Source organism: Citrobacter sp. Cf087, from assembly GCF_030334285.1.
Lineage (GTDB): Bacteria > Pseudomonadota > Gammaproteobacteria > Enterobacterales > Enterobacteriaceae > Citrobacter > Citrobacter freundii.
The window spans coordinates 862,383-881,523 of record NZ_JAOWED010000022.1; the positions used below are offsets into that span (position 1 = coordinate 862,383).

Here is a 19,141-nt window from a genome sequence, read left to right on the forward strand (position 1 = left end):
CGCTTGTATTAATTGTTTCACTTTTATGACGCGGGATGAATGATTTACATGGAAATTTTTATTTTAACTACTTCCACAGAAATGATGATTAGTAGAGAATGCAACGTTTCTTATTAAAACGTTTGAAAACAGATTTCTAATATCCCCCGATTTTATTGCGGGGATTTTTGTATGGATTATACATAGCATCATGGGACCTCTATGAAAAGTAACATGCCCGTTACACAAATTGAGCACGCACTTAACGATAAAGCGACGCTGCTTTCTACGACGGATAAAGAAAGTCATATTACCTACGCCAACTCCGCATTTATTGATGCCAGCGGATTTAACGAACAGCAATTAATGGGCGAACCGCATAATATTATTCGCCATCCTGATATGCCTCCCGCGGCGTTCGCCGATATGTGGTACACGCTACAGCAGGGAGACAGCTGGACGGGAATGGTGAAAAACCGTCGGCAGAATGGCGACCATTACTGGGTTCGCGCCAACGTTACACCGGTCTGGCACAATGAAAAGCTCACTGGCTACATTTCAGTGCGTACCGTTCCTTCGCGCGATGAAATAACTCAAAGCGAAAGTTTATATCAAAAAATTAATAACCAGCAGTTTAAAGGGTTTCGACTTTTTAAAGGCATTATCATTCGCCGCGGCATATTGTCATGGGCATCAATGTTTAAATGGCTGAGCATTAGCCAGCGCGTCAATTATTCTTTAGGGGTAATCGCCCTGCTCGCTGTGCTATTTCTTTTTGCTCCTGTTAATCCATTTATTCAGGCGGGAGGGTTGCTGTTCTTATTTCTGATGTTTGCTATTTACCTTAAGTATCAAATTTGTCAGCCAGTTAATACGCTACTGACGCAAATGAAGAAAGTGGTATCCGGGAGAAAACCTGATAACTGTCATTTAAATCGGGTGGATGAGATCGGAATGCTGATGCGTCTGGTTAATCAGTCCGGGCTTAATCTGAATTCACTGGTCGATGATGTCAGTACGCAAATATCCGGTATTCGCGCTATCAGTCAGCGAGTATCAAAAGAAGGTACGGCGCTGCATAAGCGTTCCGAAGAAACTTCCGCCGACCTGCAACAAACCGCTGCCGCCATTGAAGAAATTGGTAGCGCGGTACAGCAAACTGCTGAGACTGCGGCACATACTATGACCATGGCCGATAAAACCAGCGCCAATGCGGCAGAAGGCGGCGATATCATGAAACAAACTATCGCCATGATGCAGGCGATATCGCGTGACAACGGGCAGATCGTCGACATCATCGGCGTCATTGATAGTATCGCCTTTCAGACCAATATTCTGGCGCTCAATGCCGCGGTCGAGGCCGCGCGAGCCGGAGAGTCAGGACGCGGTTTCGCCGTTGTGGCGGCAGAGGTCCGTAATCTGGCACAGCACTCAGCGTCTGCAGCAAAAGAGATCAAACAGTTGATTGAGAAGAACGTCGCCAACGTGAATAGCGGCGTCAAAATGGTAGAACAAACGGAGACGCATCTTACCGGGATGATTGGCGATGTCCTGCAGATGTCGATGATGATCAAAGATATTAGTCTGGCGACACGTGAGCAAACCCTGGCGCTGGATCTGATTAACGATTCGATTTCACGCGTAGGCACCATGACACACAATAATGCCGAGATGGTAGAGCGTGTCACCGATGCTACCGCCGATCTGACTCAACGTTCATCGCGCTTACAGCAGGCCGTTCAGGTCTTTGGCGTATCAGCATAACCTTACGGCGCTTATCGGGTGATTGTCTCGATAAGCGCACTCCTCTCCAGGTATTTACGCCCTTCTCTTTTATTGGCTGAATCGAGGCCACACCGCGCCAGTGCAGGCTGTACAAAAATGCTGAATTCTTGTTATCGAGGCTTTGCGGAACAGAACAATTGAATGTAGGATGCTCGGCCGGCAGTTTTCCCCCGTAACACAATGAAGGGTAAGGCTGTTTTCGCCGCAGCAGGTGCGGCAAAAAGGATTTGTATTTTTGTCAGGTCAACAGGAAAAGTAATGAACACAAACAACACGCAAGCCGCGGAACAACATGCGGCGAAACGACGCTGGTTGAATGCCCACGAAGAGGGGTATCACAAAGCGATGGGAAATCGACAGGTACAGATGATCGCCATTGGCGGCGCAATTGGTACCGGGTTGTTTTTAGGGGCTGGCGCGCGCTTGCAGATGGCTGGTCCTGCTTTGGCGCTGGTTTATCTGGTGTGCGGTATTTTTTCGTTCTTTATACTGCGCGCGCTTGGCGAACTGGTTTTACATCGCCCTTCCAGCGGCAGCTTTGTCTCCTATGCCCGTGAATTTTTAGGTGAGAAAGCCGCCTATGTGGCTGGCTGGATGTACTTTATCAACTGGGCGATGACCGGCATTGTCGATATCACCGCGGTGGCGTTGTATATGCATTACTGGGGCGCATTTGGTGATGTACCGCAGTGGGTATTCGCCCTCGGTGCGCTGGCCATTGTCGGCACCATGAACATGATCGGCGTGAAGTGGTTCGCGGAGATGGAGTTTTGGTTTGCACTGGTCAAAGTGTTGGCGATTGTGATTTTCCTGGTGGTGGGTACCGTCTTTTTAGGCACTGGAAAACCATTGGATGGTAACGCCACGGGTTTTCACCTGATCACCGACAACGGTGGATTCTTCCCACATGGCCTGCTGCCAGCGCTGGTACTGGTTCAGGGGGTGGTTTTCGCGTTTGCCTCCATTGAACTGGTGGGCACCGCTGCTGGAGAATGCAAAGATCCACAAACCATGGTGCCGAAAGCGATCAATAGCGTTATCTGGCGTATTGGTCTGTTCTATGTGGGTTCTGTCGTGCTGCTGGTTCTGTTACTGCCGTGGAATGCCTATCAGGCAGGGCAAAGCCCGTTTGTTACCTTCTTCTCCAAACTGGGCGTGCCGTACATCGGCAGTATCATGAATATTGTGGTGCTCACCGCGGCACTTTCCAGCCTTAACTCTGGGCTGTACTGCACCGGACGTATTTTACGTTCAATGTCGATGGGCGGATCGGCGCCGAAATTCATGGCTAAAATGAGCCGCCAACAGGTACCCTGGGCTGGGATCCTCGCCACGCTGGTCGTCTATGTCGTCGGGGTATTTCTGAACTATCTGGTGCCGTCGCAGGTGTTTGAGATCGTGTTGAACTTCGCGTCGTTGGGCATTATTGCGTCGTGGGGCTTTATCATGGTCTGTCAGATGCGTCTGCGCCGGGCCATAAAAGAAGGTAAAACGGCAGACGTTAGCTTTAAACTGCCGGGCGCTCCGTTTACCTCGTGGCTAACCCTGGTGTTCCTGTTGAGCGTGCTGGTGTTGATGGCGTTTGACTATCCAAACGGCACCTACACTATCGCGTCATTACCGTTGATTGCCATCCTGCTGGTTGCAGGCTGGTTCGGCGTGCGTAAGCGCGTCGCGGAAATCCACCGCACCGCGCCGTAATGGCTGAAGGCCTGACAGGTTAACCCTTCAGGCCTTCTTTTTTAGTTCGCTTCAATCAACTGCGCTACATCGTTGCTGTTAATTTCCCGCGCGTTCCCATCCTGATCGGTATAGCTGGTCATTCCCGTATCTTTATCCAGTTTTGGCTTACCCTGGGTGGTAATGGTTTGCCCGCTTTTGGTTGTCATGACGTAATCAGTGGTGCATCCTGCCAGGGCAAACAGCATTACGCCTGCACAAAGACAGATAAATGGCTTTTTCATGGTATTCCCGTGTTATTCAGTTAGCCGTTGAAGGCGTAGTGTAAGTCCCTGAAGTGGGTCGGGCTACTGGCGGGGTGTAACGAGGCGTATCGTGGGGTTTAGAGAAATGACAGGAGGGGTTTCCCCCTCCTGATTTTTTACAACGCAATACGAATAACATCGTCCGGCTGGGTAGCTTCCTGCTCGCGGGTAGATTTCTGTTTCACACTGACGTACAGGGTTTTACCATCGGCAGAGAGCGCCAGGCTATTCGGGAATGTTGGGGTCTCGAATGTTTTGACGACTTTATAGCTTTTCGCGTCGATCACACTCACTTTACCGGCCTGGCGATGAGTCACGTAGGCTTCATTACGCGTCGGGTTGAACAGCACGGCAAGGGATTCCGGCGCGGCGACTTTTGCCAGTACGTTGCCGTTACGGGTGTCGATTACCAACACTTCCGCCGCTTTAGAGTCGGTGACAAATGCACGGTTGCCCGCTGTGTCCAGGCTCAGGTTGATAAAGAAATGCTCTTTCCCATCATCCAGCAGTTTTTTGCGGCTGATAATTTTGTTGGTGGTGGTATCGATGGTAATGAATTCACCGTCCGCATTGGCGGTGTACAGGCGCTTAGCCTTGCTGTCGACAGCCAGAGCGGTGCTCATTTTGCCGGTATTTTGGATGGTGTCCTTCAGTTTAATGGCGTCGCCGTCCACCACCCAAATCACGCTCTCTTTACCAATACCGCTAATGTATACCGTGTTAGTGGCGTCATCTGCGGCCAGCTCACGCGGCTGCAGCGGGCGAACATCTTCAGAACGCTTACGCGCATCCAGCACCAGACGTCCTTTCACCGCGCCCGTTTTAGCATCCATCGCCGTTACCGCGCTATTTACCGTGTTGCCGAACCACAGCGTTTGCGTGGCGTTATTGATGGTGGCACCAAACGGTTTGAGATCGTTATGAATCACCTGAGTCACTTCGAGGGTGACCGGGTCAAGGCGGTAAACCACCCCGCCGGTATCCAGTTTGCGGCTCTGTGAGGTCGCCAGCCACAGCGCGTTCTCTTGTTGGCTGTACGCCATTTCATAAGCGCCTTTACCGACGGCTTTGCGCAGCAGTTCTTCTGCAGCCTGCGTAGTAAAAGATGATGCAACGAGCAGTGAACCTAACAGTAAAGAACCACGCAGACGCGGTGAAAACAGATGACGTAAAGACATGACGACTCCCTTTGATAAATTCGTTTGTTACTGCTTCACATAGCTTCAATGAGCAAAATCATGGTTTTGCCCTTTTAAGAATGAGAATAGTAATCATTATTTATCTCAATGTGGAGTATTTATTTGCTTTCGGGTTGTAACCTTCTCATTTTCTCCATGAATAATCGCTTTTCATCCAGATAACGTCATTGGCATTTTACCAGACCTACATTTCGTACGAAGCAGGCCTGGTTACAGACATTCACCGTCTTCCACCCTTACGCATCAATCCTCAGCAAGACGAATAACTACCTTGCCGAAGTTTTTGCCGGTCAGCAGACCGATAAAGGTTTGTGGCGCATTTTCCAGACCGTCGGTCACCTGCTCGCGGTAGTGGATTTTGTCCTCTTTAAGCCAGCGCCCCATCTCCCGCTGAAACTCCTGAATGCGGTGACCATAATCCTGACCAATGATAAAACCCTGCATCCGGATACGCTTTTTCAGCAGGGTTGCCATTAACAGCGGTAATCTGTCAGGTCCGGTCGGAAGCGACGTTGCGTTATAACCACTGACCAGGCCACAAAGCGGAATCCGCGCAGAAGTATTGAGCAATGGCAGAACGGCATCAAATACTTTTCCGCCGACGTTTTCATAATAAATATCAATTCCTTGCGGGCAGGCTTTTGCCAGTTGTTGCGCAAAATCTTGTGCGTGGTGATCGAGGCAAACATCAAAGCCCAGCACCTCTGTGGCATGTCGGCATTTCTCTGCCCCACCAGCCACACCTATTACCCGACAGCCTTTAAGCTTACCGATCTGTCCAACCGTTGCGCCAACCGGCCCGGTTGCGGCGGCTACCACCAGCGTTTCTCCCGCTTTCGGCTGACCGATATCCAGCAGGCCCATATAAGCGGTAAACCCCGGCATACCCATAACACCCAGCGCCCAGGAGGGATGTTCGGGATGAGCGCCAAGCTTCACCAGTCCGTTACCGTCGGAGATGTCATAGTCCTGCCAACCGCTGTAGCTCAATACCCATTCGCCTGGCTGGTAGTCCGGATGGCGGGATGACACCACGCGACTTACGGTACCACCCACCATAACACCACCAATCTCTACTGGTGGTGAGTAAGATGGCTCATCGCTCATGCGGCCACGCATGTAGGGATCGAGGGAAAGATAAACAGTGCGCAGCAAAACCTGGCCTTCGCCCGGGGATGCCACCTCATCTTCTTCAAGACGGAAGTTCTCTGGGACTGGCGCGCCATGTGGACGGGAAGCCAGTACCCAGCGACGGTTACGATTAGTCTGTTGACCCATGATGTGCTCCTCTGCTTTTGGCATGAATCCATCAATAGTAGCAGTCTGCGCCTGCTATTTAGCTGACGACGTGGTTTAACCGCACAACCAGGTAAACGCAGGGTTTCGCGGTTTCATTGATAAACCGACAGTCATTCGGCGGGCCAAGTTCCAGGCAATCACCTGCCTGCATTTCATGGCGTATGTCCCCTTCCACAAAAACTAATTCCCCCTGCTGTAACCAGATAAGTTGTCTGGCCTGCACATAGGAAGAAGCTGGCATCGGGATATCACTTCCAGCGGGTAATTCAATCTGCACCAGATCGATAGGTAGATCGCTGCGCGGTGAAACATGGCGGCGCAGATAGTGGCTTTGCGGGTCGTGCCAGACGGGCTGGTCAGCGAAGCGCAGCAGCTTGCCCTCCTGCATTTCAGCCCGCGCAATCAGGGTAGACATGCTGATGCCAAACGCACCGGAAAGTCTACCCAGCAGCGTCGCCGTTGGACTACTCTCGCCGCGTTCTATTTTATGGATCATGGCCCGTGACACGCCCGCTCTCTCGGCAAGTTCCGTGAGCGACCAACCGCGAGATTCCCGCTCAATGCGAATTCTTGCACTGATCCGTTGATTTATGCTGTCTTCAATAGTATTCATATTGTAATACTATAGTGAACAAGCCCTGAGGTTCAACATGTCAATTCGATTTGCCAGCAAAGAAGACTGCGCCGCCATTGCAGAAATCTACAACCATGCGGTACTGCATACGGCGGCTATCTGGAATGATCAAACGGTCGATGCCGAAAACCGTATTTCCTGGTATGAAGCCCGACAATTGATGGGGTATCCGGTGCTGGTGAGTGAAGAGAATGGCGTGGTTACGGGATACGCCTCCTTTGGCGACTGGCGTAACTTTGATGGCTTCCGTCATACCGTTGAACATTCGGTGTATGTCCATCCAGAACATCAGGGAAAAGGACTCGGACGAGCACTACTCAGCAGACTGATAGACGAAGCCCGCGCATGCGGCAAGCATGTAATGGTGGCAGGGATTGAGTCTCAGAATCAGGCATCACTGCATCTGCACAGCTTGCTGGGCTTTAAAACCACCGCGCAAATGCCACAGGTTGGAACCAAATTTGGGCGGTGGCTGGATCTGACTTTCATGCAGTTGCAGTTAGACGATCGTCGTGAACCGGATGACCTTAGATGAACCAGACGCTGACCCTCTCCTTTCTGATTGCCGCTGGTATTGGTCTGGTGGTGCAAAATACCTTGATGGTACGCATCACGCAGACGTCCTCGACGATCCTTATCGCCATGTTACTTAACTCGCTGGTCGGGATCGTGCTGTTTGTCAGCATATTGTGGTTTAAGCAAGGTTTAGCAGGGTTTGGTGAATTGGTTTCCAGCATACGCTGGTGGACACTCATCCCCGGCTTGTTGGGATCGTTCTTTGTTTTCGCCAGCATTAGTGGATATCAAAATGTAGGCGCTGCCACGACGATTGCGGTACTGGTTGCCAGCCAGCTTATCGGGGGACTGATACTGGATATTCTACGTAGTCACGGCGTGCCTCTACGGGCGCTGATGGGCCCAATCTGTGGCGCGGTAATGTTGGTGATCGGGGCATGGCTGGTGGCGAGACGTTCGTTTTAATTGCGCTTATCCGACCTACAGAACGCGCCTGTAGGCCGGATAAGATCCGGCGAGGAAATATCAAAGAATAGTGCCGCCTTTGGTCAACTGTTCGCGACGGGCTTCCATATCTTCTTTATGCTGACGGCCATGATGGGCGATAGCCGTACGCAAACGCTGTTGCTGGGTATAGCGGTCTTCCCGGCTCAACGCGACATCATCGCTGAGCTCAATCAGCAATTCATTCATATGCGTAATGACGCTCTCCTCAATGGCGGCATCAACACGTGCGCTGACCTCATCCAGATGCGACATAACCTCTCCTTAACTCATTAATTTAATTTTGCTTTTGAAAAATCACTGCCCATCAGGCTAACGCTGTATCCGCTGACATTGCTACGCGTAGCGTAGAACGTTTTACCGTTTGCCAGGGCTATCCAAGGAGCCTGCTGGTAGAAAATCTCTTGTGACTGCTGGTAAAGCGCGGCGCGCTCTTCCGGTTTGCTCACCAGTTTCGCCTTTTCAACCAGCGAATTATACTCTTTATCGCACCAGCGCGCGGCGTTAGATCCGGTTTTTATGCTGTCGCAGCCCAGCAGCACATCCGCGAAGTTATCCGGATCGCCGTTGTCTGACATCCAACCAAACAACGCGGTGTCATGCTCACCTTTACGCATTCCGGAGAGATATTCACCCCACTCATACGATACAATTTTCGCCTTCACGCCCACCTTTGCCCAGTCGCTCTGGATCATCTCGGCAATCCGTCGGGAGTTCGGGTTGTATGGGCGCTGGACCGGCATTGACCACAACGTCGCTTCAAAGCCATTTTCCAGCCCTGCCTGCTTCAGAAGGTCTTTCGCTTTTTGCGGGTCGTAAGCGTAATCCTGCAGATCTTTATTGAACCCCAGCATATTCGGCGGAATCGGTGATTTTGCCACCGTACCAGAACCTAAAAAGACAGCGTTAATAATGGCCTTTTTGTCCGTTGCGTAGTTCAAAGCCTGACGCACCAGTACGTTATCAAACGGTTTTTTCTCGGTATTAAACGCCAGATATCCAACGTTCAGCGCGTCAACCGAATACAGCGTCAAATCTTTATTCTTTTTAATCTCGTCAAACTGTACAGGCGCAGGTGCTGGGATTATTTGGCATTCATTGGTTTGCAGTTTTGCCAGCCGCGTCTGGACGTTTGGCGTGATTGAGAAGATCAGGTGTTTCGTTGGAACGGCGCCATCCCAGTAGTTAGGGTTGGCAAGATAGCGGATTTGCGAGTCCTGCTTGTACTGCTGCAGCACGTAAGGCCCGGTGCCAATAGGCCAGTTGTCGACGTTTTCCGGTGTACCTTTTTTCAGCATCGCGTCGGCATATTCCGCAGAGAGAATCGAGGCAAAATCCATTCCCCAGTCGGCAAGAAACGCAGCGTTAGGTTCATTCAGGACAAACTGAACGTGATAATCATCGAGCTTCTTAACTTCTTTAATCAGTTTATCCAGACCGACATCGTTAAAGTATTCATAGCTTCCCTGAGAAACCTTGTGATACGGATGATCGGCATCCTTCTGCCGTAATACCGAGAAAATCACGTCGTCAGCGTTGAAGTCGCGGGTCGGTTTAAAGAATTTATTACTGTTGAATTTCACGCCTTGACGCAGGGTAAAGGTGTAAGTCTTACCGTCGGGAGAAATCGTCCAGTCCGTTGCCAGAGATGGTACCGGGGTATTCTTTACCGGATCAAAGTTGATGAGTCGGTTGTAGAGCACTTGTGAACTGGCCACAAATGAGGGACCGGAACTGGCAATTTGCGGGTTAAATGACTCCGGCGATGCTTCCGAGCAATAGATGATGGTGTCAGTATTGGCCGCGAACGCAACGCCTGACGGTATGACGGTGCTGAGAGCCAGCGCGAGTAACGTTTTCCTTGCAATCATGGTTATAAGCCTTCTTATTTTATTATTAACCGAGATATCAGAGCATAGCTGACAAAAACTGACCAATAACAAATCACTATCAGGTTATTCTAATCCGGTGTATTTCGCTGAATAATTCATCACCCTAAGCGAATTAATTTCCCTTAAGTCTTTTTCAAAACGTCAAGATTTTTCCCGGCACTCTATGCCATGAAAATTAGCCCCTTTTTGCCTCTCTTTCTCCGTTTGCTCGTTTTTATAAAACGTAAAGTAGATACGTGAAGAAGTCTAAGGGGTAACAACGTGGCAAAAACTCTCTTGCGCAGCGGCAATTTGGATGACTATCAGGCCGTGGGCGGCGGTGGTCAGGCCGTGTTTGATTCAGCATTGCAAATTCGTGAAACGCTTCGTCTGCGTAAACAGCAGGCGATGGTGGATTGTTTGGCGATCCCACAAATTAACGACAACGGCGATCGGGTTGACTGGTATTCCCCGATAGAAGGGAAAGCCGTGGCGTGGAAAGCCGCTGATGAAGAAGCACGTTTTCGTGCGCTGCGCTATCTGGGAAGCACGCTGGAAAATGCTGCGGCTCTGAGCCGTAAAAGCCTGCAGTCGGGAAAAACCTCCCTACAGCTGTTTGGCTCTCTGCTCGAAAAAGCCATCCAGTTTCCCGGTGAAAACCACGTGTTTCTGGTTGATGGCAAACCCGTTATTACGTTCTGGGGCTTCGTCAATCTGAATGAAAATCCCCGCGACGATGTGCTCGATTGCCTGCGACTTGCTGATATTCCTCCTGTCGTTACCGTAGCAGAGCCGGAACAGGAAGAAGAAATCCCCCCGGAAATCACCTTCGCCGAGGCTGATGCGCCTTTATTGACGCCAGTCGTCGAGCTGGCTAAACCGGCTGAACCTGAGCCACAGCCACCGGTTATAGTTAACGAACCGGAGGTTACACCGCCGCTGGCACAAGAGAAACCTGCGCGCCGCCTGCCGCTGTGGAGCCTGCCCGTTGCCGCAGTCATCATTGCCGCCATCGTTGGGCCGCTGCTGTGGAAGCAACAGACCACCCAGCCCGTACCCGAAGCCGCCGCTGTTGAAGTCGCTAAGATTGATATGGCACCACTGCCAGCACTGGCATCTGCTCTGCCTTTGCATCGTGCTGAAGTGACTCCAGCTGCGAAGAAAGAGAAACCTGTAGAAGGACCGGTGGTGATCGCCGCGATTCCAAAAGATGCGCTGGTGATGGATGCCAATCAGATGAAGGCAGGAACGACGCGTTTCCTCAATGGTAACTGGCGCGTCCTGGTCGATGTTAAAGATCCGGTGAGCGGCAAAGCGCCGTCGCTGCGCTATCAGATCCAGGCCAATAAAGGCACTGCTCGCGTGGTTCATGGTGACAATATTGTTTGTCGTGCCGAGATTTTCTCCGGTTTGCACCAGTCGGGTGAATTAATGATTAAGAGTCGCGGCAATGCTCGTTGTACAGACGGGTCACGTTATCCGATGCCTGAAATTACCTGCAAAGCGGGAACCAACGACGTCGCCGCCTGTACCGCGCGTTATGACGATCACGCGGAAATCCCTCTGACAATCAAAAAGATAGGTGCCTGATTCTATGTTGGTGAATCTGTGTGATTACAAGCAGAGCGTGACGCTCATCGCCAATAGCGGTGTTCAATTCCTGGATTTTGGCCTGACGCCGCAGGAATCTGCACACCATGGCCGCTTTGTGCGCAAAACGGCAAACGGTCCCCTGCTACGGCTGGATTTCGATCTGGCAACGGGTCGCTATACCTTGCCTGGCAGCACTGGCGGTCAGCCCGAAGTGGTGAAGCCGGAAAGTACCCAGACGCTGCATTATTCGCTGGATGTCCTCGACGGTGTCTGGCTGCCGCTGCCGTTTCTGCGCTTTAACCCACCGCGCACGTTTGTTGAAGGCCCGGATAACTGGGCGCGCGTGCAGGTACGAAAACTGGCGCAACCCGACAGCGCGGGCAACACCCACCGCGTTACCGTGGCGCTGGATAGCCAGCTCACTGAAAATGCCCCTGCAGCGTTAACGCCTAATGAGAACGACCTGCTCAACGGGACACGATTCGCGCTGGCCTGGCATGACAATGAAATTGCTGATTTCCTTGACCAGACCTGGATTGACGGCTGGTTGCGCGAATCTTTTATGCACCATGTCACCCAACATGAGAATCGCTCAGAACAAGAGATCCATCTGGCGCTGCGTAACTTTGAATACCAGGCGCACTGGCTGAATGTGCTGACTCTGTTAGGCGAGCAGCTTTCTGTCCCGGAAGTGAAACTGGTTACGCATACCCTTAGCACACCCGCTATTCCCGTCGATCTTATTTTAGATATCGGTAATACCCATACCTGTGGCGTCCTGATTGAAGATCACGGGGATGCCAATGACGGGCTGCGTCAGACCGCTGAATTGCAGGTCCGTTCGTTAAGCGAGCCGCAGTTCCTCAACGATCCGCTGTTCACCAGCCGGCTGGAGTTTTCCGAAGCGCGCTTTGGTAAGCAGCATTTTTCCGTTGAGAGCGGACGTGATGACGCCTTTATCTGGCCGTCGATTGTGCGTGTGGGTGATGAAGCCCGTAAGCTGGCGATGCAGCGTATGGGCACCGAGGGCAATAGTGGGATCTCCAGCCCGCGCCGTTATCTGTGGGATGAAACGCCGGTGTTACATGACTGGCGCTTTAGCCAGATGAATGGCAAAACCCAGCGCGAGCCGCTGGCTACCGCCTTCCCGCTGATGAACCTGATGAACGATGACGGGCAACCGCTGTTCAGCCTGCCGCAGGACGATCGTCTGCCGGTATTCTCACCGCAATACAGCCGCAGCACGCTGATGACGCATATGTTATGCGAAATACTGGCCCAAGCGCTGGGGCAAATTAACAGCGTAGCGACGCGGTTGCGCCTCGGATTCCCGGCATCTCCTCGTCAGTTACGGACGCTGATCCTGACCCTACCGTCGGCGATGCCCAAACAGGAGCGCGAGATTTTCCGCCTGCGCATGTTTGAAGCTATTGCCCTGGTCTGGAAAGCAATGGGCTGGCACCCGCAGGATGAAGACTTCACTACCCGTAAACAGCAGGAAAAGAGTGTGGTTCCCGTACCTGAAATTCAGATGGAATGGGATGAAGCCAGCTGCGGGCAACTGGTGTGGCTGTATAACGAGGCTATCTCTCACTACGATGGCCACACCGAATCATTCTTTAACGCCCTTGCCCGCCCGGACCGTTTGCCGGAACCCGGTGAGACTAAAGGCCGGGCGCTGCGCGTGGCATCGATCGACATTGGCGGCGGGACAACGGATATGGCCGTCGTCCATTATCAGCTTGATGACGGCGTCGGCGCGAACGTTAAAATTACCCCGCATTTGCTGTTCCGTGAGGGTTTTAAGGTGGCAGGCGATGACATGCTTCTGGACGTGATTCAGCGTTGCGTGTTGCCTGCGCTGCAAACCCGCTTACAACAAGCTGGCGTGACCGATGCCGCTGCATTGCTGGCCACGCTGTTTGGCGATTCCGGTCGTATCGATACCCAAGCGATTTTGCGTCAACAAACGGCATTGCAGCTCTTTATGCCACTCGGTCATGCGGTACTCAGTGCCTGGGAACAAAGCGATATTAACGATCCGGTCGCTGGTCTGCATGCCACATTCGGAGAACTCCTGAGCCAACGACCAACGCGCAACGTGATGAACTACATCCAGCAGGCTATCGACCATGCGTTGCCAGCAGGTTCGCCAGCATTTGATATTCTGAGCGTGCCGTTGCAGGTACAGTTCAGGCAGTTACAAGAAGCTCTGTTAGCGGGGCAATTTACCCTGACTTCCCCGCTGCACGCGGTTTGTGAGGCTATTTCACATTATCGCTGCGATATTTTATTAGTGACCGGCAGGCCCGCCTGTTTACCGGGCGTGCAGGCGTTGATCCGCCATCTACAACCTGTTCCGGTTAACCGTATGATCTGGATGGATAACTACCGCGTGCATGAGTGGTATCCGTTCAGCCAACAAGGGCGGATTGGTAATCCCAAATCCACCGCGGCAGTCGGCGCCATGCTGTGTAGCCTGGCGCTGGATTTGCGTTTGCCGCGTTTTAACTTTAAAGCTGCCGATATCGGCGCTTACTCGACCGTACGTTATCTTGGCGTACTGGATAACACGGTCAATACCCTGCGCGATGAGAACATCTGGTATCACGATATTGATCTGGATAAACCCGGTGCGAAGCTGGATGCCCGGTTGCACTTCCCGTTACGTGGCAACGTGACGTTAGGATTCCGGCAACTGGCAAACAGCCGCTGGCCTGCCACGCCGCTGTATACGCTCAGCATAAATTCTGCCGAACTGGCAAAAACCATCGCCGGAGATGGCGTGTTGAATGTACGGCTGCAGCTACGCGGCGGCAGCAAAGAAAGTGGCCCAGAATTCTTCGTCCTGAGCGATGCCTGGTTACAGGATGGCACCCCCGTTGCCGCCAATGCCTTAACGTTAAAACTGAATACGCTGGCAGACCGTCGCCATAGCGGAAGCCATTACTGGATCGATAGCGGGAGCGTGTACCTGAAATGAGTAAGATGTTAAATACCGCGCAGGCCGCCATCGAGTGGGTGGTAGATACCCGTCAACGTGCGGCTCGTCTTGATGATGAAGCGGATGCCCTGCTGGCACAGCTTACGCTAGCCGCAGTGAGTGAATCTGCGCTGGAGACAACCTTTTCATCGCAAGGATGTATAGGGTTATACGGACATTCACAATCGGCAAAAGCACATCTGCTTGCGGCATTGTGCAGCAATGCCACTGGCAAAGTGAATATTGTTACCCCGGATCGCAGCTTTGATTATTTCTCGCATATTAATCCTGGCCATGCGCCAACCAATATGGCGATCCGCTTTACGCGCGATGAAAATCCGCATGATAGCGAATGGCCGTTGCGTCTGCGGTTACTCAGTGAAGCGGAACTGGTACAGCTATTTATCGCCCAGTTCAGCGCGATCCCGGATAACCGGCAGGTCGAGAAATCGATTATTGAGGCGCGCCTGGAAAAATGGCAAACGCTGCGTCAGCGTCACCCTGTGCCGGGCATTACCGCACATGATGTTGCGGCAATCGGTCGTTTCTGGCGCTCCTGCGTACCGGCAAACCAGCAGCAAATTGACGATGCGCTATGGCACCAGTTTGCCACGTTGCTGCCCGCACTGGATCTGACTACCCGGGCAAACGCTTGGGCACTACTGTGGGGAGAACAACCAGAGCTGACGCAGCAGTGGCTGACGCTGGCGCACACGTTGCAACAAACCGGACACGCGCAAGAATTAGCGGCCCCGCTGAGTCTGCTGGTTGATCATTTTGGTTTACCTGCCGAAAGTTTCCTGACCCAGGTGGCATTGACCGGCAATAATGAGGCGCAAAGCGATGTGGTGGTTCATCCGATTGAAAATCATCAGTTGCTCAATGCAGTTAGCCTTTCTTTGTCGTCACTGGCGCTGCTCACGCGCGAACTGATCCTGACGGTTGAAGACGCAGTGCTGGAGAATGTCGATCTGCTCGATATTCCCCTCGCCCCGGATACTCATCCGCATCCACTGTGGCAGGCAAAATTAGGCTGGATGCTGGAACATTATCGCCAGCACCTGCAACCGGATGTGCTCTTAATCTGCAACGCTGTCTCTACCCGCGCCCAGACGCCCGCCATCACCCGCAAGCTATTGGGCTGGGTTAACGATACTCAACCCGTCCACGACGCCGCATTGCCAGGCGTGGTCTGGGCCATTACCCCGCAGGATGCGCGTTTTAGTACCCAGCAAAATCTTGACGAATCCGTGCAGCAATTAATGGGCAAACCCGGACTGCACTGGGGCACGCTGCAGGCGCTGGATAAACACAGCTTACAACGCCTCGTCGAATGGTTGACTCAGGCAACCTCACCACAGCAGCGCCAGGCCAGGCTGACCTCCCTGCGTGAACAGCACCAACAGCGCGTACGCGAAACCCTAATCGGCTGGATTAATCCCGTTGAGACCGAATCAGCAAGCAATGAGTCAGTGATCCGCCAGCTACAGGCTCAGGCGGCAAAGCATGGCGAACTGCTGGATGGTTTGCTCCCCCCGATGCGCATTTTTGAGTCGCTGCTGCGTATTCAGCAACCGCGCGAGGAGCAGGTAAGTGGTTTATTTAATGAAGAGATTGACCTGTTTGCCGAAGTGCGTGACACAATGCACTCACCGGAAAGCCAGGAGACCGGATATCAGGCACACAAAATGTGGATTAACCACGTGCGCCAGTGGTGTCGCGATGAAAATAATGCCCGCCGTTTACGACTCGATCCCCGTACGTTAAGGCAGGTTGCTGACATCCTCGTCACCACCAGCTATCGCCTGGAGATGCCGCAACGCTTACAGCGCATTATGCAGCGCGAAAGCGTCTGTGCCGCGCAGCTATACGCCGATATCGGTGATTTTATTACTTGGCTTGGATTTGCCGACGTTGCAGAGGAGCAACGCCCTGCCAGCAGGATCCAGAAAGGAACGGCTATTTTTAGCGCGCCGAAGCAACAGCCGATGTTACGCCTGACGAAGCTGGATGAACAACCTTCGCACGGCGCAAGCCGCTACGTATACGACTGGCTGGTCGCTTTGTATACCCGTGCGAATGAGAACGTGGGGTATCAGCATCCACAGGATGTCAGCGAAGTCGACAAAAAGCGATTAGATGCCCTGCTTTCCGCCTGAAGCGGCGTTTACGCCGTCATCAGAAGAGAGAGAACATTAACGCGACGGGAAAACTCATCGGCCAGGTCGCACCGACTAATACCGCACTGAGAAAGCGAATTCGCTTTTTATCGCGGGAAAGAAACCAGGTGATGATTGCCGTGATAACGGCCATCACCGCATAAAAAACCAACATTTTTTGGTACAGAGACATGTAAGGCATCCGGGCCGAAAGGTGAAATCGCGCGCAATATGCTCTTTTTCATGACCCACATCAAGTTTTATTAATTAATTTAAGAAAAGCGGCTGTAAAACAACCCATTTTCATTATGTTCAGAATTCGTACTATTGCGGATAGTTATAACCCGTACTATACCCATATGGGTTAAAACGAAAGGTGGCACAAATGAATGTTTCCAGTAAAACGGTGGTGCTGATAAATATATTTGCTGCTGTAGGACTTTTCAGTCTGATTTCCGCAAGGTTCGGCTGGTTTGCTTGATGTGGTTCTTGTTTGATTAATTGCAGCGTCCGTTGGCAGAGAGGGACTTCTCTCTGCCATTAGTGCACGATCTTCCCACTCTCCCGCCGCCGGGTAAATTATCCTTAGTATGTAATGTCCCTAATCCTTCTGCGGCATTATATTGCCCGAATAACGGCTCGGCGTTGTGCCGGTATGTTGATGGAAGAACGCGATAAAAGCGCTGTCGCTGACAAACTCCAGATATTGCGCCACCTGGCTAATAGGGCATCCATCCGCCAGCATCTCCATGGCTTTTAGCAACCTGAATTGCTGCTGCCAGTTCTGATAATTCATCCCGGTATCCCGGGTAAATATTCGACCGATTGTTCTCTCACATGCCCCAACCCGTCGGGACAATTGATTCAGTCGCGGTGGGAGTTCGCCCATACGTAATCCCTCTAGCCACACGTTCAACCGCGGATCTGAGGGAAACTGCAACGTCCAGTTTTCACTGCGGGCGGCGCGTATTTCCTCACAAAAAACGGTGATGAGGCTGGCCTGCTTCGCGGCTGGCATCTCCCATGGCCAGAAAGACATACGTTCTATCACCTCAAAAAAGAGAGGGTTAACGTCGACTATCTGCAGCGGTAAATCAGATAACGGCAACGTGGTTGAGAAGTACAAAGAACGATAAGCCATCACGCCGCGCATTATGGCGCGATGTACCGTACCGGCTGGGATCCAGACCGCACGACGTGGCGGTAGCAGACACAACGCCTGTTCCAGCTCAATCGTAATGCTTCCCGCTGCCGAATAAAGTAGCTGATGACGAAGATGGCTGTGCCGTCCTGAATCGTGTACGCCCATCTCGGAAGCAATCCCGATTACCGGTTTATCAAAGCTGTCCGCATCAAAAGCATCATCTGGGGCAATTTTCATCTTCTGTCCGATATCTGACATTTATAGTCCTGATAATGGTAACGCGACATTTTCCTTTCAGCAATAATGCCCACCTGTTTTCTGTTTCTCTGGATATTGCTATGAACACATTTCATCGACCGCCGCTGTGGCTTCTCACATTCCTGATTATGTTTCCACAACTGGTGGAAACCATTTACAGCCCGGCATTGCCAGGTATTGCGACGTCTTATCACGTCAGCAGTGAGCGCGCGGCTCAAACACTCTCCGTTTATTTTGTTGCCTTCGCCGTCGGCGTGGCGATGTGGGGATGGCTGAGCGACTGCATCGGGCGACGCCGGGCGATGATGGCTGGACTCCTGTGCTACGCCACGGGTTCCCTCATGGCCGTTGTTGCCACTGATTTCAGCGTTCTGCTGCTGGCACGGATGGTCTCGGCCATTGGAGCTGCTGCCGGATCTGTAGTGGTACAGACCATGCTAAGGGACAGCTATGAATCAACTGCGCTATCCCGCGTCTTTTCTGTGATGGGTGCCGCGTTGGCATTGAGTCCGGTTTTCGGTCTGCTAAGCGGAGGATGGTTGGTCAGTTTGTATGGTCATACCGGGGTATTTATTGCCCTTGTGCTGCTGGCGCTGCTACTGCTGATGCTGACCGTGACCATGCTGCCAGAAACCCGGCCCGAACATACGCTCAGACCAAGGCTTGCTGCGCTACTCTCCCGCATGGCGCGTGACTATGAGCTGTGGAAAAACGCCATACTGGTTGCTCTACTGAACACCATGCTGTTTAGCTATTACAGCCTGGCGCCGTTTCTTTTTGGGCAATTGGGATGGAGCTCCAGAGCCTTTGGCTTGACGGGGTTGCTACTTGCGTTTGCTTCTCTGTCGGGTAGCCTGCTGAACCAAAGACTGTTAACGACAGGTCTGACGCCGGAACAACTGGTACGTTATGCCTGTGCGCTGGCAGCGTTGTCAGGTCTCGTAGCGTGGTGCTTACAGCACTCTGCGTGGATCCTGATTCCGGTGTTCGGCGTGGTGATTGCCTATGGTATCGCCATTCCCAATGTGCTGAGTCAGGCGCTGCGTCATTATCGTGAACAGGCCGGAGCCGCGGGGGCATTGTTTGGATTAAGCTATTACCTGTTGCTGGGAATGATGCTGGGATTTGCAGGCATGGTGCAACAACTGGGGCTAGTTCTGAGCGTCTGTGCCCTACTCGCCTGGCTTTGCAGCCTGGGCCGCAGATAAACCCGATGGCGCTCCTGAAAGCAC

The 19,141-nt window shown here is 52.3% G+C and carries 17 protein-coding genes; 9 read left to right on the forward strand and 8 right to left on the reverse strand.

Annotated features, from left to right (window positions below):
• Window positions 1-201 precede the first annotated feature (201 nt).
• A complete protein-coding gene (locus OGV57_RS06245; protein WP_048217551.1) occupies window positions 202-1,743 on the forward strand; it encodes a methyl-accepting chemotaxis protein in 1,542 nt (513 codons plus the stop codon).
• Window positions 1,744-2,022: 279 nt separating this feature from the next.
• Entirely contained in the window at window positions 2,023-3,465 is a 1,443-nt protein-coding gene (gene ansP / locus OGV57_RS06250) for an L-asparagine permease (protein ID WP_003843715.1), read from the forward strand.
• A gap of 41 nt (window positions 3,466-3,506) precedes the next feature.
• On the opposite strand, the gene OGV57_RS06255 is transcribed toward ansP, so the two are convergent.
• From OGV57_RS06255 to OGV57_RS06270, 4 genes are all read right to left on the reverse strand, one after another.
• A complete protein-coding gene (locus OGV57_RS06255; protein ID WP_003843716.1) occupies window positions 3,507-3,728 on the reverse strand; it encodes a YgdI/YgdR family lipoprotein in 222 nt (73 codons plus the stop codon).
• A 137-nt stretch (window positions 3,729-3,865) separates the two neighbouring features.
• Window positions 3,866-4,927, reverse strand: coding sequence for a 7-bladed beta-propeller protein YncE (gene yncE, locus OGV57_RS06260; protein ID WP_003843717.1), 1,062 nt, complete (start codon window positions 4,925-4,927; stop codon window positions 3,866-3,868).
• A gap of 264 nt (window positions 4,928-5,191) precedes the next feature.
• The gene (curA, locus tag OGV57_RS06265; protein ID WP_016150272.1) at window positions 5,192-6,226 is read right to left on the reverse strand and encodes an NADPH-dependent curcumin/dihydrocurcumin reductase; all 1,035 of its coding nucleotides are present in this window, start codon (window positions 6,224-6,226) and stop codon (window positions 5,192-5,194) included.
• A 58-nt stretch (window positions 6,227-6,284) separates the two neighbouring features.
• Window positions 6,285-6,860, reverse strand: coding sequence for a helix-turn-helix domain-containing protein (locus OGV57_RS06270; RefSeq protein ID WP_003020168.1), 576 nt, complete (start codon window positions 6,858-6,860; stop codon window positions 6,285-6,287).
• A gap of 37 nt (window positions 6,861-6,897) precedes the next feature.
• On the opposite strand from OGV57_RS06270, the gene OGV57_RS06275 reads away from it, so the two are divergent.
• Together OGV57_RS06275 and OGV57_RS06280 are read left to right on the forward strand one after the other, a co-directional pair.
• Window positions 6,898-7,416, forward strand: a complete 519-nt coding sequence (locus OGV57_RS06275; protein WP_054528403.1) for a GNAT family N-acetyltransferase — start codon at window positions 6,898-6,900, stop codon at window positions 7,414-7,416.
• Entirely contained in the window at window positions 7,413-7,862 is a 450-nt protein-coding gene (locus OGV57_RS06280; RefSeq protein ID WP_044710806.1) for a DMT family transporter, read from the forward strand. Before OGV57_RS06275 ends, OGV57_RS06280 begins: the two co-directional genes overlap by 4 nt.
• A 60-nt stretch (window positions 7,863-7,922) precedes the next feature.
• On the opposite strand, the gene OGV57_RS06285 is transcribed toward OGV57_RS06280, so the two are convergent.
• Window positions 7,923-8,156, reverse strand: coding sequence for a YdcY family protein (locus tag OGV57_RS06285; protein WP_003020183.1), 234 nt, complete (start codon window positions 8,154-8,156; stop codon window positions 7,923-7,925).
• Window positions 8,157-8,173: 17 nt separating this feature from the next.
• Window positions 8,174-9,772, reverse strand: a complete 1,599-nt coding sequence (locus OGV57_RS06290; RefSeq protein WP_054528404.1) for an ABC transporter substrate-binding protein — start codon at window positions 9,770-9,772, stop codon at window positions 8,174-8,176.
• A 282-nt stretch (window positions 9,773-10,054) separates the two neighbouring features.
• Here OGV57_RS06290 and OGV57_RS06295 point away from each other — a divergent pair, with 282 nt between their 5' ends.
• Genes OGV57_RS06295 through OGV57_RS06305 form a run of 3 tightly spaced genes read left to right on the forward strand, consistent with a single transcriptional unit; the run spans window position 10,055 to window position 16,507 of the window.
• Entirely contained in the window at window positions 10,055-11,362 is a 1,308-nt protein-coding gene (locus OGV57_RS06295; RefSeq protein WP_003843722.1) for an SrfA family protein, read from the forward strand.
• A 4-nt stretch (window positions 11,363-11,366) separates the two neighbouring features.
• The gene (locus OGV57_RS06300) at window positions 11,367-14,348 is read left to right on the forward strand and encodes a virulence factor SrfB (protein WP_054528405.1); all 2,982 of its coding nucleotides are present in this window, start codon (window positions 11,367-11,369) and stop codon (window positions 14,346-14,348) included.
• Window positions 14,345-16,507 (forward strand): virulence factor SrfC family protein, encoded by a 2,163-nt coding sequence (locus tag OGV57_RS06305; protein WP_054528406.1) that lies wholly within the window; start codon window positions 14,345-14,347, stop codon window positions 16,505-16,507. Before OGV57_RS06300 ends, OGV57_RS06305 begins: the two co-directional genes overlap by 4 nt.
• A gap of 19 nt (window positions 16,508-16,526) precedes the next feature.
• On the opposite strand, the gene OGV57_RS06310 is transcribed toward OGV57_RS06305, so the two are convergent.
• A complete protein-coding gene (locus OGV57_RS06310) occupies window positions 16,527-16,700 on the reverse strand; it encodes a GhoT/OrtT family toxin (RefSeq protein WP_003020198.1) in 174 nt (57 codons plus the stop codon).
• 192 nt (window positions 16,701-16,892) lie between these two features.
• Between OGV57_RS06310 and yncL the strand changes: the two genes are divergently transcribed.
• Entirely contained in the window at window positions 16,893-16,988 is a 96-nt protein-coding gene (gene yncL / locus OGV57_RS06315) for a stress response membrane protein YncL (protein ID WP_071524268.1), read from the forward strand.
• Between the two features lie 120 nt (window positions 16,989-17,108).
• Here the strand turns inward: yncL and OGV57_RS06320 are convergent, their stop codons facing one another.
• Window positions 17,109-17,888, reverse strand: a complete 780-nt coding sequence (locus OGV57_RS06320; protein ID WP_353622405.1) for an AraC family transcriptional regulator — start codon at window positions 17,886-17,888, stop codon at window positions 17,109-17,111.
• Between the two features lie 101 nt (window positions 17,889-17,989).
• On the opposite strand from OGV57_RS06320, the gene OGV57_RS06325 reads away from it, so the two are divergent.
• Window positions 17,990-19,117, forward strand: a complete 1,128-nt coding sequence (locus OGV57_RS06325; protein ID WP_016150278.1) for a multidrug effflux MFS transporter — start codon at window positions 17,990-17,992, stop codon at window positions 19,115-19,117.
• Window positions 19,118-19,141 lie beyond the last annotated feature (24 nt).